Origin of the sequence: Nocardia carnea, from assembly GCF_029868855.1 — a bacterium.
GTDB lineage: Bacteria > Actinomycetota > Actinomycetes > Mycobacteriales > Mycobacteriaceae > Nocardia > Nocardia carnea_A.
Window position 1 is genome coordinate 1 of record NZ_JARWOV010000021.1, and the last position, 14,977, is coordinate 14,977.

At 66.7% G+C, this 14,977-nt stretch carries 17 protein-coding genes; 7 read left to right on the top strand and 10 right to left on the bottom strand.

What is annotated here, in order from left to right; all coding sequences use genetic code 11:
- Positions 1-190: 190 nt before the first annotated feature.
- Both QH195_RS01520 and kstD read right to left on the bottom strand, forming a co-directional pair.
- The gene (locus tag QH195_RS01520) at positions 191-1,054 is read right to left on the bottom strand and encodes a MaoC/PaaZ C-terminal domain-containing protein (protein ID WP_280434047.1); all 864 of its coding nucleotides are present in this window, start codon (positions 1,052-1,054) and stop codon (positions 191-193) included.
- Positions 1,055-1,068: 14 nt separating this feature from the next.
- Positions 1,069-2,778: a 3-oxosteroid 1-dehydrogenase gene (kstD, locus tag QH195_RS01525; RefSeq protein ID WP_280421369.1), complete on the bottom strand. Its 1,710-nt coding sequence runs from the start codon at positions 2,776-2,778 to the stop codon at positions 1,069-1,071.
- Between the two features lie 103 nt (positions 2,779-2,881).
- On the opposite strand from kstD, the gene QH195_RS01530 reads away from it, so the two are divergent.
- The gene (locus QH195_RS01530; protein WP_280434048.1) at positions 2,882-4,531 is read left to right on the top strand and encodes an FAD-binding protein; all 1,650 of its coding nucleotides are present in this window, start codon (positions 2,882-2,884) and stop codon (positions 4,529-4,531) included.
- Positions 4,532-4,576: 45 nt separating this feature from the next.
- On the opposite strand, the gene QH195_RS01535 is transcribed toward QH195_RS01530, so the two are convergent.
- Together QH195_RS01535 and QH195_RS01540 are read right to left on the bottom strand one after the other, a co-directional pair.
- Positions 4,577-5,287 carry a hypothetical protein gene (locus QH195_RS01535; protein WP_280434049.1) on the bottom strand — a complete coding sequence of 237 codons (711 nt, stop codon included), beginning with the start codon at positions 5,285-5,287 and terminating at the stop codon, positions 4,577-4,579.
- A gap of 52 nt (positions 5,288-5,339) precedes the next feature.
- Positions 5,340-5,774, bottom strand: coding sequence for a VOC family protein (locus QH195_RS01540; protein ID WP_280434050.1), 435 nt, complete (start codon positions 5,772-5,774; stop codon positions 5,340-5,342).
- 124 nt (positions 5,775-5,898) lie between these two features.
- Between QH195_RS01540 and QH195_RS01545 the strand changes: the two genes are divergently transcribed.
- From QH195_RS01545 to QH195_RS01560, 4 genes are all read left to right on the top strand, one after another.
- Positions 5,899-6,891, top strand: coding sequence for a GlxA family transcriptional regulator (locus QH195_RS01545; RefSeq protein ID WP_280434051.1), 993 nt, complete (start codon positions 5,899-5,901; stop codon positions 6,889-6,891).
- Positions 6,892-6,955: 64 nt separating this feature from the next.
- Complete coding sequence (locus QH195_RS01550) at positions 6,956-7,624, top strand: GyrI-like domain-containing protein (protein ID WP_280434052.1); 669 nt, start codon at positions 6,956-6,958, stop codon at positions 7,622-7,624.
- A 219-nt stretch (positions 7,625-7,843) separates the two neighbouring features.
- Positions 7,844-8,944, top strand: coding sequence for a 4Fe-4S binding protein (locus QH195_RS01555; protein WP_280434059.1), 1,101 nt, complete (start codon positions 7,844-7,846; stop codon positions 8,942-8,944).
- Between the two features lie 206 nt (positions 8,945-9,150).
- Positions 9,151-10,170: an NAD(P)-dependent oxidoreductase gene (locus QH195_RS01560; RefSeq protein WP_348536881.1), complete on the top strand. Its 1,020-nt coding sequence runs from the start codon at positions 9,151-9,153 to the stop codon at positions 10,168-10,170.
- On the opposite strand, the gene QH195_RS01565 is transcribed toward QH195_RS01560, so the two are convergent.
- Positions 10,140-11,243: an alkene reductase gene (locus QH195_RS01565; protein WP_280434054.1), complete on the bottom strand. Its 1,104-nt coding sequence runs from the start codon at positions 11,241-11,243 to the stop codon at positions 10,140-10,142. The two genes, QH195_RS01560 and QH195_RS01565, sit on opposite strands and share 31 nt — an antisense overlap.
- Positions 11,244-11,308: 65 nt before the next feature.
- Here QH195_RS01565 and QH195_RS01570 point away from each other — a divergent pair, with 65 nt between their 5' ends.
- Positions 11,309-11,707, top strand: a complete 399-nt coding sequence (locus tag QH195_RS01570; protein ID WP_280434060.1) for a MerR family transcriptional regulator — start codon at positions 11,309-11,311, stop codon at positions 11,705-11,707.
- 69 nt (positions 11,708-11,776) lie between these two features.
- Here QH195_RS01570 and QH195_RS01575 read toward each other — a convergent pair whose 3' ends face one another.
- From QH195_RS01575 to QH195_RS01585, 3 genes are read right to left on the bottom strand one after another with little or no spacing between them, the layout of a single operon-like run.
- Positions 11,777-12,238, bottom strand: a complete 462-nt coding sequence (locus QH195_RS01575) for a nuclear transport factor 2 family protein (protein ID WP_280434055.1) — start codon at positions 12,236-12,238, stop codon at positions 11,777-11,779.
- 25 nt (positions 12,239-12,263) lie between these two features.
- Complete coding sequence (locus tag QH195_RS01580; RefSeq protein WP_280434056.1) at positions 12,264-12,881, bottom strand: pyridoxamine 5'-phosphate oxidase family protein; 618 nt, start codon at positions 12,879-12,881, stop codon at positions 12,264-12,266.
- A gap of 2 nt (positions 12,882-12,883) precedes the next feature.
- Entirely contained in the window at positions 12,884-13,273 is a 390-nt protein-coding gene (locus QH195_RS01585; RefSeq protein ID WP_280421359.1) for a hypothetical protein, read from the bottom strand.
- 94 nt (positions 13,274-13,367) lie between these two features.
- Here QH195_RS01585 and QH195_RS01590 point away from each other — a divergent pair, with 94 nt between their 5' ends.
- Complete coding sequence (locus tag QH195_RS01590; RefSeq protein WP_280421358.1) at positions 13,368-13,943, top strand: TetR/AcrR family transcriptional regulator; 576 nt, start codon at positions 13,368-13,370, stop codon at positions 13,941-13,943.
- A 159-nt stretch (positions 13,944-14,102) separates the two neighbouring features.
- On the opposite strand, the gene hsaB is transcribed toward QH195_RS01590, so the two are convergent.
- Together hsaB and QH195_RS01600 are read right to left on the bottom strand one after the other, a co-directional pair.
- A complete protein-coding gene (gene hsaB / locus QH195_RS01595; protein WP_432278485.1) occupies positions 14,103-14,723 on the bottom strand; it encodes a 3-hydroxy-9,10-secoandrosta-1,3,5(10)-triene-9,17-dione monooxygenase reductase subunit in 621 nt (206 codons plus the stop codon).
- Positions 14,720-14,977, bottom strand: a 258-nt coding sequence (locus QH195_RS01600) for a hypothetical protein (RefSeq protein ID WP_280434058.1), incomplete at its 5' end; no start/stop codon positions are given. The genes hsaB and QH195_RS01600, both read right to left, overlap by 4 nt.

Below are 14,977 nucleotides of genomic sequence, written 5' to 3' on the forward strand. Positions count from 1 at the left end.
GCCACCCCGCGGATCGGTTCCCCGATCGGGATCGGACCCGCCGGCACCAGCGGTGCCGAAACCACCGTGACGATGGTGGTCTCGGTGGGGGGGGGGCCCCGGGCGTCCCCACCCGGCCCCTCGTTTATAACCCGTATTTTGGGGGGCCCCCCCCCGGGGGGGGGCGCCGGCCACATGCCGGCGCAGCTTTCTACTCGGCGTAGGTGAGCACCACGTCCCCCAGCACCGGTGCGTCCTCGCGGTCGACGGCAGTGGCGCTGATCGTCAGCTTGCCCGGTTCCTGCCAGATCCGCGACCGCAGCGTTTCACCCGGGAACAGCACCCCGGCGAACCGCGCTTTGAACCCGGTGACTCGTGTCGCCACCGATTCCAGCACCGTATCGGTGGCGGTTTTGCAGATGATCCCGTACGTGCAGAGCCCGTGCAGGATCGGTGCCGGGAAACCGGCACCCTTGGCGAATTCGGGGTCGGAGTGCAGCGGGTTGCGGTCGCCGCAGAGGCGGTAGAGCAGGGCCTGCTGCGGCAAGGTCGCGGTGGTGACATCGAAATCCGGGTCACGGCCGGGGAGTTCGGTCTTGTTGCCGGGGCCGCGTTCGCCGCCGAAGCCGCCTTCGCCGCGGGCGAAGATGGAGGATCGTTCCGTCCACAGGGCTTCGCCGTCGGAGCCGGTGACGGTGAACTCCTGCACGATCACGGCATTGGAACCCTTGTCCCAGATCTCGCTGATCCGGCCCGTGCGGGTCGCTTTGCCCGCCGCGGGCAGCGGCCGGTGTACCTGGATCTCCTGCGCGCCGTGCACGACCTTGGCGAGGTCGATATCCACGCCGGGGAATTTCACCTTCGGCGGGTCGGTATCGCGCAGGGTGTGCGCGACAGTGGCGAAGGTGGGCAGCACCTGCGCTTCCCGATCGTCGAGGTAGCGCAGTTCGGCGGGGTCGGTCCAGCGGTGACCCGCGCCGATGCCCAGGTGGTACAGCGCGATATCGGACGCGGTCCAGGAGAATTCCTTGCTCGGCAGTTCCGCGCCGAGCGCTACCTGTGGATCGATGGGCATAACTTCTCCTCGGCTCAGGCCTCGGCCGGTGACGCGGCGGACCCGGCCTTCTTGCGGTCGATGATGTCGTGGACGGCGAGGTAGCCGAAGGCGATGGCCGGGCCGATCGTCGCGCCGGGGCCGGCGTAGGTATGACCCATCACCGGCGTCGACACATTGCCGGAGGCATACAGGCCCTCGATCGGGCTGCCGTCCTCGCGGAGTACGCGGGCCGCGGTATCGGCGACCAGACCGCCCTTGGTGCCGAGATCGCCGGGCACCATCTTGGCCGCGTAGAACGGGCCCTGTACCAGCGCGGCGAGGCACGGGTTGGGTTTGACGGTCGGGTCGCCGTAGTAGCGGTCGTACTGGCTGTCGCCGCGGCCGTAGTCCTCGTCCTTACCGGTTTCGGCGAACTTGTTGAACCGTTCGACGGTGGCGGCGAGCTTATCGGCGGGCACCCCGATCTTCTCGGCCAGCTCCTGCAGGGTGGCGGCCTTGACGATCAGGTCGTTCTCCATCCAGCGCGACGGGAACTTCAGTCCCGGCTGCAGGCTGGCGAACATGTACCGGTTGCGGTACCGCTGATCGAAGACCAGCCAGGTGGGGATGTTTTCGCCCGGACCCTCACCCTGCCCGTATTCACCGCCGTACATGGTGTGCACGGCCTCCACGTAAGGCGCGGATTCGTTGCCGAACCGCTCACCCTTCGGGTTGATCATGATCGAACCGGGCAGGTTGCGTTCGGACAGCGCGAACCACGGCTTACCACCCTTGAAGATGGTCGGACCCCACCAGGCGTCCTCCATGAAGCCGATCGCGGCACCCGCGTCCATACCGGCGAGGATGCCATCTCCGGTGTTGGTCGCGGCGCCGGTCGTCCACTCAGTGGTAATCGGTTCCCGCTGGTACTTGGCGCGCATCTCGGCGTTGTGCTCGAACCCGCCGCTGCCCAGCACCACGCCGTGGCGGGCGGTGAACGTGACCGTCTCACCCTTGTGGGTGGCCTCGACGCCGGTGACCTTGCCGTTCTCGACGACGAGCTTGGTCATCGGGGTGTCCAGCAGCAGCGGTACGTTCGCATCCAGCAGGCCTTTGCGCATACCGGCGATCACCGCCTGACCCATCACCATCAGATGCTTGTTGGTGAACTTGGCCCAATAGGTACGCGCCCCGACCCGTAGGGCCCGTAGCATGCCCTTCGGATGACGGCGGATCAGATTCAGCCGGACGAAATCGGCCTGGGTGACGGCGACGTTCAGTGGGGCTTTGGAGTAGGGCGGGTGGATATTGAACCGTTCCTCACCGAGGACTTTGGCGTTGAACGGTTTGGGTTCGCAGGATCGCCCACCCGCCCGGCCACCGGGCGCTTCGGGGTAATAGTCGGAGTACCCCTTGACCCAGGTCATCTTCAGCGGTGAGTGCGCGAGAACGAAATCCATGGCTTCCGCGCCGCGGTCGATATAGGTATCGATCCGTTCCGCGGGCACCACGTCGCCGATGATGCTGTGCAGGTAGCGGCGCGCTTCCTCACGGTCGTCGGGGCCGCCGGATTCGCGCAGCGCCTTGTTGCCGGGGATCCACACCCCGCCGCCCGAGCGCGCGGTGGACCCACCGTAGTACGGCGCCTTCTCCAGGATCACCACACTCAGCCCGTTGTGCGCGGCGGTGAGGGCGGCGGTCATCCCGGCGGCGCCGCTGCCGACCACCACCACATCGTATTCCCGATCGTTCATGTAGAACACGTTATAGAATGATGCCGCTGTTGGTCTATGTTGTGTGGCAGAAGACTTGTTCTGTCGAGTAAACAGCAGAGAAACTCGTTTCAATTTTCGTGGAGTTGGCTAGATGGCGCAGGAATGGGACCTGACCGCGGACGTAGTGGTCGTCGGGTACGGAGCGGCGGGAGCGGCGACCGCGCTGCAGGCCACCGAGGACGGTGCCCAGGTACTCGTCCTGGATCGGTTCACCGGCGGGGGAGCGACCGCGCTGTCCGGCGGGATCATCTACGCCGGCGGCGGGACCTGGGTACAACGCGCGGGCGGGGTCGAAGACACTCCCGAGCTGATGCTGGCCTATCTGGAGCGTGAGGTGGGCGACGCGGTCACCCCGGCCACCCTGCGCCGGTTCGTCGACGGCAGCCCGGCCATGATCGATTGGCTGACCGGGCACGGCGTGCCCTTCGAAGCGTCGCTGTGCCCGTACAAGACCTCGTACCCGAACAACGACTACTACCTCTACTACTCCGGCAGCGAGATCTCCGGCGCGTTCAACGACATCACCCCGGCGCAACGCGGTCATCGGGTCAAGGGCTGGGGCACGTCGGGTAAGAAACTGTTCGCGCCGCTGGCCCGGTCCGCAGAACGCAAAGGTGTCCGGGTCGAATCCCTCACCACAGCCACCGCGCTGCTCACCGATGACACCGGCGCCGTGGTCGGGGTGCAGTGCCGCACTCTGCGCGACGCACCCGCCGGGGTCCGCACCCGGTACATCCGGATGGCCGCAATCGCCGCCAAACCCGGTATCTATTACCCGCCCCTGCGCCGCGCGCTGGAAAAGCAGCTCGCCCGCCTCGACCGCCGGTACGGCACCACCATCCGGGTACTCGCCCGCCGCGGTGTGGTGCTCACCGCGGGCGGTTTCATCGCCAACCGGGAGATGCTGCGCGCCTACGCCCCCGCCTACAAGAACGGGCTGGCGCTGGGCAGCTCCGGCGACGACGGCAGCGGTATCGAACTGGGCCGCAGTGTCGGTGCGGCCACCGACCGGATGGGCAATGTTTCGGCGTGGCGCTTCCTGCTGCCGCCGAGCTCGTTCGCCGGTGCGCTCTTGGTGGACGGGAAAGGACAGCGGGTCATCGACGAGACCCGCTACGGCGCCGCGGTCGGTGATGCCCTGATCAACCGGCACGACGGTATCGGGTTCCTGCTCGCCGACGAAGAACTCATGCGTAAGGCGATCTCGCAGATCGGCCCGCAGGCGGCCTGGTTCCAGCGGATGCAATTCGAGGTCATGCGCCGCACGGCCAAACGAGGTAAGACACTCGACGCCGTCGCGGCCGCCGCCGGTATCGATGCGGCCGGGCTGCGGGAAACGGTCGCCGCGCACAACAACGCCTACGCCACCGGCGCCCCGGACCCGGTCGGCAAACCCGCCGACTACGTCCGCCCGGTCGGCGCCGGCCCGTACTGGCTGCTGGATGTCTCGATCAAACCCAGCCTGACCAACCCCTGCCCGATGTTCACGGTCGGTGGCCTGGTCGTCGACGAGGAGACGGGCGCGGTCAAAGGCGCCGACGGCGGCGATATCCCCGGTCTCTACGCGGCCGGCCGCACCGCCGCCGGTATCTGCGTGAATTCTTACGTAAGCGGTTTGTCTCTGGCGGACTGTATCTTCTCCGGTCGCCGAGCGGGCCGGAACGCGGCCGGTGAACAGGCCGCCGTCGACGGTTCGGCCCATAGCCGAACGAACCAGGATGCTCCGGTAGAAGGGGGCTGACGCGCCGTACCGCGGCCGACCCGACCGGCCGGACGGTCTCGTGCGTCAGCCTGCCCGGACGGCACCGTGGTTCGATCCCGTGCCGGGCAGGCCGGGTCTCATCAGCTCATACAGCGACGGCGCACCGACCGGGGCGTGTTGCAGCTCGGCCGCGGGCACCACGGGAGGATGTGCGGGTGTCGCCGGTTCGAGCGGCAACCAATCCGGTGTCCGGGCCGGTGCCGGGGTGAGGACACCGGCCATCGCGAGCTGGCCGGTGGCGGCGGCGGTGTCGAACCGGTTCTCGTCGCCGAACACCTCGGCGATGAGGGATGGTGTCACGGCACGGATCTCGGCAGCACACACCATCGTGACCGCCGCCGCCCGCCGCTGCTCACCGGTGAGGGCGACGACAGTGTCGACGACCTCGTCCGTAGCCCAGACGCCCGGGAGCGCCGTCCTGCACTGATCGGGTGTCAGCGACTCGTCGGCCGCATACCAGCGACCGGCCTCCCACCGGAAACCGAAGGGCTGGACCGCGCCCTCCCCGGCCGGACCCGTCGCGACCTCACCCCACAGCACCGCCCGCCCGTGCGGAAGTGTGTGCAGTACCGACCCGCCGCGCTGCCCGCTCTGGAACCACGCGAGCAGCGGCAGGATACGGGGGCCGCGCAGGTCCCGTGCCGCGGCGAAGGCAGCCGCGGTGACCGTCCACCTGGCCCACAGCTGCGGGTACGGGGGCAGGGCGGCGGGTTGCCGAGGAGTGTGGCTGTTCATAGCGGGAACCGTTCGGTTGATTGCGGGTTCGGCCACCTACGCGGTCGCTGAATCAGATCGGCGCGGTGAGCTCGAGCTGGATGCCGTCGGGATCTACGAATGCGAGAATCGCTATTCCGAACTGGTCCATTTCGGTGATCTGCCCGTGTGTGACCCCGGCAGCGGCCAGGCGGTCGGCCGCCGCGACGAGGTCGTCACGACTGCCGACGGTGAAGCTGAGGTGATCGAGACCTACTCGGTCAGGATCGAATCGATCGATCGGCGCGGCAACCGGGCGTAGGCCCAACAGCATGCCGTTCGCCTGGAAAACCACTCCCCCGTAGAGGGCGAACGGGTCGGCACGGACGGCCGGGTCCTGGGGGCTGCCGGCGGATTCGGCGGCAACCGGAAATCCGAGCACTTCTTCGTAGAAGCGACGGGAACGTTCGATATCGGTGACGGTCAAGCGGATGTGATGGGTACCAGTGGTCGGGACAAGCGGCGGCATCTGTGGGCTCCGGGGTTGCGCGATGTCGTCCGGGGCAAGTCCCGTCGACTGGATGAACTGACACTAGGGCCGATTCTCACCCGATTGAAGTGTCGGTTACGACATATTAAGTACTGTTCCCGACATGGATATCGCAGTTCTCGCCATGGACGGTGTCGCCGATCTCGGACTCACGGCGGTGCTGGAGACCTTCGCCCTCGCCAATACCTTCCGGGAAAAGCTCGCGACGCCGCCACCGCCGTGGCGAGTCCACACTGTGTCGACCGGTAGTAGCGTCCGGTCCGCCAACGGCTACACCATCCCGACCGAGGTGCTGAGCGACCTTTCGTTCCGTTCCGACGGATCGGCCGTTCCCGGTGTGCTGATAGTGCCCGCCGTGCATATCGGCGATCCGCGAGAGCTCATCACGCATGTATCGGGCGTCGGCAGCCGGCCGATCCTGGACTGGATCGGCAGTGCCCAGGCCGGGGGCGTACATATCGCGGGAGCCTGCGCCGGCACCTTCTTCCTGGCCGAAGCCGGTGTGCTCGACGGGCTACCGGCAACGACCAGCTGGTGGCTCGGTCCCGCCTTCCGCAAACGGTATCCAGCGGTCGATCTGGACGAGAGTCTGACGGTTTGCCGCGCGGCGACGGTTGTCACCGCCGGTGCCTATCTCGCCCATGTCGATCTGGCACTGTCACTGATCCAGACGGTGAGCCCCGTTCTGGCCGAGAAGACCGCCCGGTACCTGGTGCTGGGAAGCGCACGTGCGCAAGCCGGTCATATCGTTCCCGAAGTGATGGCCCAGGGCAATTCACTGATCGCGGACTTCGAACGCTGGGTCCGCCGGAATATCGGCGAGCAATTCCGTATCTCGGTCGCCGCACACGAGCTCTGCGTCACCGAACGGAGCCTGCAACGGGCGACCCAGGCGGAACTGGGAATGTCGCCCCGGGATTTCGTGCACGATATCCGCATCGCACACGCCGCGCATCTGCTGCGTACGACATCGCTTCCGCTCGAGGCAGTCGCCGCCAGGGTCGGCTACCTCAACGCCGGCACGCTGCGCAATCTGGTACGCCGCCGGCGTGGTATGAGCGTTGCCGAGTTACGAGCGATACCCAGCGCATGGTGACGATGGTGCCGTTTGCCGGCCGTTCAGGACGGGATCCGGCCTGAATCGCAACTACCTTGGGCCCATGGCAGACCCTGTGGACCCCACATTCGAGACGACGGAGAAAGCCGACTTCAAGAAGACCCTGGACAGTTATCAGGCAAGACGCGACCGGTTCCGGATCGTGGACGTTCCGCAACTGCAGTACCTCATGATCGACGGCCACGGCGATCCCAACACCTCATCCGCTTTCACGGCGGCGGTCGAGGCGCTCTACTCGGTGGCCTACAAGCTGAAGTTCACCAGTAAACGCGACCTCGGCCGGGACTACGTCGTGATGCCGCTGGAAGGGCTGTGGTGGGCCGAGGATATGGATTTCTTCGCGGCGACGCGGGACAAGTCGCGGTGGGACTGGACGTTGATGATCATGGTCCCGGATTGGATCGACCGGGGGATCTTCGGCACCGCCGTCGAGCAAGCCGGGGCGAAGAAGGGTCCGGCGCGCCTCGACGAGGTCCGGATGGAGTCGCTGTCCGAGGGGCGCTGTGTGCAGATCCTGCATATCGGCTCGTTCGACGACGAAGCCCAGGTGCTCGCGCGTATGCACCACGAGTTCATTCCGGACAACGGGTTCAGCATGACCGGCAGACATCACGAGATCTACCTCAGCGACTTCAGAAGGGTCGCGCCGGCGAAACAGCGCACCATCCTCAGGCAACCGGTCGGCGCCGCCCGGTCGAATACGCAATTGTGAACCTCTGACCACGGGCGGGGACCGGTTCTGCGAGCGGCCACCGATTCCGGGTTCCCGGTGACGTGTTCTCCCGCATGGGCCGGCGGGCGGCCGAGGACGGCTCGGCGAATTCCCGAACCGATCATCCGGCGGAGCAGCGATGAGTTTCGATGCTCTGCGGTGTCCATATCCTATGAGGCCGTGCGGGTCTCGGATGGATCAGGAGGACCTGTGTCGACCATGGACCGAGAACCCACTGCACCGCCGCGCCTGGCGGACCACCCCACCGTCAAGAAGGTCGCCGGGCGATCACGCCCGACACCGGAATCCGTGCTGCCGGCCGCTACATTGCGGCAGATATGCCTGGACGCGGGCGCCGACGATGTGGGGTTCGTCGCGGTCGACGATCACCGGGTGGCCGAAGAACTGGAGCACGCACGCGGGATCCTGCCCACGGCACGCACTTTCGTGTCCTTCTGCGTGCGTATGAATCGCGACAACTTGCGCAGCCCCATGCGCAGTCTGGCCAATACCGAGTTCAACCACGCCGACGACGACACCAACGAGGTCGCGCGACACATCACCAGGGCGCTGCAGGACGCCGGATACCGCGCCGTCTACCCGTCGCCCGGATATCCGATGGAGGTCGAGCAGTTCCCCGGGCGGGTCTGGGTGATCGCGCACAAGGTGATCGCAGAAGCCGCCGGACTGGGCGTTATGGGCATACACCGCAATGTCATCCACCCGAAGTTCGGCAATTTCGTTCTCCTGGGCACCGTGGTCACCGATGCCGTGGTCGACGACCACAGCGCGACGCTGGATTTCAACCCGTGCCTCGAATGCAAACTGTGCATCTCCGCCTGCCCGGTCGGAGCGATCACCGAGAACGACGGATTCGACTTCCAGGCGTGCTACACACACAACTACCGAGAGTTCATGGGCGGCTTCACCGATTGGGCCGAAACCGTCGCCGACAGCGGCAGCCGCGACGAGTACCGCAAGCGGGTGACAACCGGCGAATCGTTCTCGATGTGGCAGAGCCTGTCGTTCAAACCCAACTACAAGGCCGGATACTGTATGGCCGTGTGTCCTGCGGGCGAGGACGTCATCGGCGCTTTCATCGATGATCGGAAGGGCCACCTCAACGAGGTGGTGCGCCCGTTGCAGAACAAGGCCGAAACCGTCTATGTCCTGCCCGGCTCGGCCGCCGAAGAACACGTGACGCGTCGGTTTCCGAGCAAGACCCCGAAACCGGTGACGAACGGGTTCCCGGACGAGGTCAACACCCTGCTCGATCAGATCGGCCCCCGGCCCCGTCCCCGGAGAGAATCGGGCGAGTAGACCGGCGGTATGTGCGGTGTCCACGGCCGGATGCGCTGTATCGGCCGGTCCCGCGCCGATTCGTTCGATGCAGTCGCGCCCTGTGCTCTGAGGGGTCCGAGGGGTACGGCCCGAAACACTTTTCGCCCCTCTCGGCCTCGCTGCCTGTTCACATACCTGTTCGTAAGTACCCAACCGAATAGTAGGTACTTGCCCCGGCAACCGGCATCGGCGAGTGTTGGTCACGGCGCGCCGAACGCAGTGTTCACCGAAGCATTCGCTTCTCAGCTAGGGAGTCAGCGGAGATGACCGCAAACGAGCAGACAACCGTGACCGTGCTCGGTCTCGGACCGATGGGCAGTGCCATCGCCGCGACCGTGGTGCAGGGTGGATACCGCACCATCGTGTGGAACCGTACACCCGGAAAGGACGCCGGCCTGGTGGCTCTCGGCGCGGAGAGCGCCGCGGATGCCGCCGCGGCGATCGGGCCCGCCGATCTGGTGATCGCCGTGCTGAGCGACCATGCGTCGGTGCACGCGGTACTCGATCCGGTGGCCGATCGGCTGCTGGGGAAGACGCTGGTGAACCTGACCAGTACTGCCCCCGAGGAATCCCGGGAACTCGGACGCTGGGCCGCCGGCCACGGGATCGATTTCCTCGACGGCGGCATCATGGCGGTGCCCCCGATGATCGGGGGTCCGGGCGCCTCGATCCTCTACAGCGGAACCGGTGCGTTCGACAGGTTCCGGCCGGTATTCGAAAAACTGGGTGCCGCCGACCATTTCGGTGACGATGCCGGAACCGCGGCGCTGTACGATTTCGCGCTGCTGGCCGGGATGTACGCGATGTTCACCGGTTTCTTCCACGGTGCCGCAATGGTGCGGTCGGCGGGTGTCAGCGCCGCGTCCTTCGCGCCGCGCGCCGCGGCTTACGTCACCGCGATGGCCGAATTGCTCCCGGCCTATGCGGAGGTGATCGACAGCGGTGACTACACCGACGAAGTGCAGCCCGCGAGCTTCCACAAACCGGCCTTCGACGCGATCGTCCGGGCCAGCCGCGATGCCGGGGTCGGCCTGGACATCGTAGGCCCGATCAAGAATCTGATCGATCGGCAGATCGCCGACGGCCGGGCAGGCGAGGGACTGGAGCGGATCGTCGAGGAACTGGCCGGCCCTCGTCCACCTGCTCCGGGCGGCCTGCCCGGTGGTGCCGGTCTTCAGGCGGCTGCGTCCGGCAATGCCGGGTAGTCGGTGTAACCCTGCGGTCCGCCCACATACATCAGCCGGGCCTCGCGTATTTCGTTCAACTGGGCGCCGATACGGAGGCGCCGGACCAGATCGGGGTTGGCCAGGAAGGCGCGGCCCAGGGCAATGAGGTCGGCACCGGCGGCGAGCAGGTCTTCGGCCTCGGCGACGATTGCCGCCGGATCGCGGGAATCGCCCGATTTCGCGGGGTTGGCGATGAGGACGCCGGGCCAGATGTCCCGGAGCCGGCGCAGCAGCGGGTCATCGGCATCGACCCGGACGATGTGCAGGTAGGCGAGTCCCCGATCGGCGAGTGCGGTGACGAGCGCCGAGTAGAGATCGGCAGTGTCGTCCTCGTCGATCCCGTTGACGGGATTGGCCGGGGAGATCCGCAACCCGACGCGGTCCGGGCCGATGGCGGCCGCCACCGCTGCAACGACCTCCACCGTGAAACGGATGCGATTCGCGATCGGGCCGCCGTAGGCATCGCCGCGCCGATTGGTGTTACCGGCCAGGAATTGGTGCAGCAGATAGCCGTTGGCGCTGTGCACCTCGACACCGGCGAAACCGGCGGCGATCGCGTTGCGCGCGGCGGCCGCGAAGTCCGCGACAGTGCGCTGGATCTCCTCGGTGGTCAACTCCTCGGGGATCACGGCTTCTCGGCGGCCGGACGGGGTGTGAATCGTCTCGGGAAGCGGGATCGGTGAGGGGGCGACGGGTATCAGCCCGCTGTTGTCGGGATGGCCGACCCGTCCACCGTGCTGTAGTTGCAGGAACATCCGGCCGCCCGCGCGTGCTACGGCCTCGGTGACCCGCCGCCAGCCCGCGATGTGCTCGTCGCGGTGGATGCCGGGAATATTGGGGTAGGTCTGTCCTACGGGGCTCGGGGTCGCGGCCTCCGCGATGATCAGGCCTGCCCCGGCACGCTGCGTGTAGTAGGTCGCCATCAGGTCGGTTGGTGTGCCGTCGGCTGCGGCGCGGTTACGGGTGAGGGGTGCCATCACCAGTCGGTGCGGCAGATCGAGATCGCCGAGACGGGCCGGGGTGAATAGACGGGCGCTTGCTGTGGTTGTCATGTCTGGACGGTAAGACCTCACATTGATGTGAGTTTCAAGCCCGAATATGGAACTGCGAGGTGAGAATGCGAATCGGCGAGCTGGCGCGGCGCACCGGAGTCAGTGAACGGTCACTGCGCTACTACGAGGAACAGCAGCTGCTGACGGCCGACCGTACGCCGGGAGGCCATCGCGACTACGCGGAACCGGCGGTGGACCGGGTGATCCATATCCAGGAACTCTTCGCGGCAGGACTGTGCAGTAAAAAGATCGTGCAGATTCTGCCCTGTATGCGCGATACCGACGGCGGCGCCGGCGAATCCGCGACGCCCGAGCTCGTGACCGAGCTGGAAGTCGAGCGTGACCGGATCAATCGGATGATCGCCGATCTCGTCCGATCCCGGGAGGTGCTCGACGAGGTGATCGAGCGGGCCGGCACGGATCTCGCCACAGTACGGGGCGGTTCCCTGATATCGAGTGCATAGCGCCACGCGGAACGGCCGCGTAGCCGCCGCGCGGAGGGTCCGCCGCCCGGACCGTCCGCGGCCTCGCGCCTATTCGAGCGGAACATCCACGTCGTATTCGTGCTCGGCTCGCGGCCCGTGGATCCTTCGTCCGGATTCGGCTATCGCGACATCGTTGATACTTGCTTCCCGGCGCCGCATCAGGCCGTTCTCGTCGAACTCCCACAGTTCGTTGCCGTAACTGCGCCACCATCGGCCCGCGATATCGTGCCATTCGTACTGGAAGCGGACCGCGATGCGGTTCTCGCCGAAGCTCCACAAGCTCTTGCGGAGTGCGTAGTCCAGCTCCCGCTCCCACTTGGCGGTCAGGAACGCGATGATCTCGTCTCGCCCGGTGACGAACTGGTCGCGGTTGCGCCAGGCCGAGTCCGGGGTGTAGGCGCGGGCCACCCGCTGTGGGTCGCGGGTGTTCCAGGCAGCTTCGGCGGCTCGAACCTTAGCCAGGGCGGTTTCCGCGGTGAACGGGGGCAACGGTGGTCGGGTGTCGGTCATGACGACCTCTCATGGTGTGGACCGGTCACGTCGCCGGTGGACGGTCGGTTGTGGCCTGCTGTGCGGCGAGCGCCGCCTCGAGTTGGCTGATTCGTTCTCGTAATGGCTCGGTTGCGGCCCGCATTTCGTCCACGGTGAATCGCGGAGTGATGAACTTGGGGCAGTTCCAGTCGAAGGCCACCACCTCGACCGTCAGAACGCCTTCGAGCCGGCCGGTCGCCCCGAGTCGTTCGAGTATTTCGGGTGCGGGGTCCGGGTCGAACTGTGCGTGGCCGAGTACTTTGAGCCGCTTGCGATTCGGATAGTCCACCGCGATGATCGCGACCCGGTCGTCGTGGTCGAGGTGTCCGGCGGTGATGTACTGACGGTTGCCGGTGCTTTCCGCCCAGGTCAACTGCGTCGGGCCGGTGACTTTCACGAATCCGGGCGGGCCACCGCGGTGTTGTACGTAGGGCCAGCCGTTGCTACCGGTGGATGCGATGTAGAAACTGTCGCGGCGCTGCAGGAACTCGGCTTCCGCCGTGCCCAGGCCGGTCGGCCCGGGCACGGCGGAAAGCGCGTGTTCGTAGCGGTCGAACGAGCCTCTCCGGCGCTGGTGCGCCTGCTCCTCCGCTGCGAAGGTCAGCGCGAAGAAATGCTCCATGGTCAGAAGGCCAGGATCGAGTATCCGTTGTCGACGAGGATGCGCAGGCTGGCTACCCCGGACGTCCCCGGCAGCGGGTTGTCCTTGATCAGGTCGAGGCCGGCGGCGCGGGCGCCGTCTCCGCCGCCGAAGAGATCGCTGCATCCACAGGAGATACCGGCGATGGTGTGCCGCACTGCCTGGTAGACGTCGTAGGCGGGGTGGTCCGGTGACTCCAGCAGCTCGGGCCAGCGGGTACCCGCGCCCTGGAACTGCACCCGGACCTCGTCCCCGGCCTGGTCGAAGTCGTAGGCGGCGGCGAGGGCGTTGAACATGCGGCCGAGTGCTTCGTCGCCGCCGTTCGGGTCGCTCATCACGAGAACTGCGGTCTTGTTCGTGGTGCCGGAACTCATTGTTGTCTCCTTCGGAGCCCGCGGTGAGAACGGTCGTTCTCAATGGGTCTCTATAGTGTAGGAGAACGGTGGTTCTCGACGCAAGGAGGAAGCTGTGGCGGAGGAAACCGAAGCGGCACAGGTGCTCGCCGCAGCCGATCGCCTGTTCAATGATCGCGGGGTGCAGGCAGTCGGGATGGACAGCATCCGCGACGCCGCCAACGTGCCGCTGAAACGGCTGTACCGGCTCTTCCCGTCAAAATCCGCTCTGGTGTGTGCGGTACTGGAACGGCGTGATCGTGACGTGCGCACGGCGATCGCGGAATATGTGGATGCGCGGGCGGATGCACCGCGCGAGCGAATCCTGGCCGTATTCGACTACCTGCTCGAATGGTTCGCCGAACCCGGTTTCCGGGGATGCCTGTTCATCAACACCGTCGGGGAACTGGGCGGTACTTCCGACGATGTCGGCCGGATCGCCCGCCGGCACAAACTCGCAGTGCGTGACTATCTGGCCGAACTCGTCGCCGAATGCTCATATCCGGCAAGCTTGGCCGACCAGTTGATGATTCTCGCCAACGGCGCTATGGCCACCGCTGCCGTGCAGGGCGACGGACCGCAGGTGGCGCAGCAGGCGCGCGCCGCGGCAGCAACCTTGCTGTCCGCGGCCGAACACGGCGAAGGTTCGTGATACACGCTGCTGTGGAGTGCTCCGCAGCGCGGGACCGGCCGACCCGGTGGTCGCGGCAGCCGCCGAACTCCGTGGGCTGACGCTTCTGCACAGCGACAGCGGCTTCGACTGTGCGGGCGCCGTCACCGGCCGGCCGGTGAAGTGGATCGGTCGCCGGAACTAGAGCCAGGTGTCCAGAGTGGTGGTGGTGAGGAAATCGTCCAGGTCGGCGCGCCAGGGGGCCGGGGTGGTCTTCTCCGGTTCGATGGCGGTGTACTGGCCGCGGTAGAACAGCAACGGGCGCCCGTTGGTCGTCGCGGCAGTTTCCGTCATGGCCTGGACGCGGCCGATGACGATGTAGTGGTCGCCGCCGTCCACCACGCGGTCCACCGCGCATTCGACGGTGGCCAGCGAATCGGCGAGCCGGGGAAGTCCGAGTTCTGATGTGTGCCAATCGGTTCCGGCGAACTTATCCGGTTCGCGGGACCCGAATTTCGCGCAGACCGGCTGCTGTTCCTCGGCCAGGACGTTCACACAGAACCGGCCGTTGGCCTCGATCGCGGCCCAGGAGCGGGAACCTTTGGTCGGGCAGAAGAGGACCAGCGGCGGGTCGAGGGACAGCGCGGCGAAGGACTGGCAGGCGAAACCGACCGGGGTGTTGTCGTCGGTGAACGTGGTGATCACCGTGATACCGGTGCAGAACTGCCCGAGGATATTGCGGAACTGCCGGGGATCGATGGTGGGCTCGTCCGCCGCTTCGGGGGCGCCGTCCGCCGGATCCGCTGATGCCGTCACGTTCATACCGTCCTCGCTAGTTCACGAAAGCTGCCGGCGGGCGGACCGCCGGATTGCGGCCGGGGCCGGGGGCGCGTATAGCCCCCGGCCCGGCCGGGGGTGACATGTAAACCCCGGAGAAGTCGTGTGCCCCCCACCACACCGCTGGGCAATTCGAGGACCACATCGTCGACCGCCGTCCGAAAGCGGCGGCTGAGCACCACGCGGCCCTGCCGGTCGACCGGAAGTACGGCCACCGTCGCGGGCACATCCAGCACATC

Coding starts and splice junctions, on each gene's coding strand:
- QH195_RS01535 (WP_280434049.1), bottom strand. CDS start 5,287: ATGAACAGCCACACTCCTCGGCAACCCGCCGCCCTGCCCCCGTACCCG.
- QH195_RS01585 (WP_280421359.1), bottom strand. CDS start 13,273: ATGAGTTCCGGCACCACGAACAAGACCGCAGTTCTCGTGATGAGCGAC.
- QH195_RS01550 (WP_280434052.1), top strand. CDS start 6,956: ATGGCAGACCCTGTGGACCCCACATTCGAGACGACGGAGAAAGCCGAC.
- QH195_RS01540 (WP_280434050.1), bottom strand. CDS start 5,774: ATGCCGCCGCTTGTCCCGACCACTGGTACCCATCACATCCGCTTGACC.
- QH195_RS01555 (WP_280434059.1), top strand. CDS start 7,844: ATGGACCGAGAACCCACTGCACCGCCGCGCCTGGCGGACCACCCCACC.
- hsaB (WP_432278485.1), bottom strand. CDS start 14,723: ATGAACGTGACGGCATCAGCGGATCCGGCGGACGGCGCCCCCGAAGCG.
- QH195_RS01580 (WP_280434056.1), bottom strand. CDS start 12,881: ATGGAGCATTTCTTCGCGCTGACCTTCGCAGCGGAGGAGCAGGCGCAC.
- QH195_RS01565 (WP_280434054.1), bottom strand. CDS start 11,243: ATGACAACCACAGCAAGCGCCCGTCTATTCACCCCGGCCCGTCTCGGC.
- QH195_RS01545 (WP_280434051.1), top strand. CDS start 5,899: ATGGATATCGCAGTTCTCGCCATGGACGGTGTCGCCGATCTCGGACTC.
- QH195_RS01570 (WP_280434060.1), top strand. CDS start 11,309: ATGCGAATCGGCGAGCTGGCGCGGCGCACCGGAGTCAGTGAACGGTCA.
- QH195_RS01520 (WP_280434047.1), bottom strand. CDS start 1,054: ATGCCCATCGATCCACAGGTAGCGCTCGGCGCGGAACTGCCGAGCAAG.
- QH195_RS01530 (WP_280434048.1), top strand. CDS start 2,882: ATGGCGCAGGAATGGGACCTGACCGCGGACGTAGTGGTCGTCGGGTAC.
- QH195_RS01575 (WP_280434055.1), bottom strand. CDS start 12,238: ATGACCGACACCCGACCACCGTTGCCCCCGTTCACCGCGGAAACCGCC.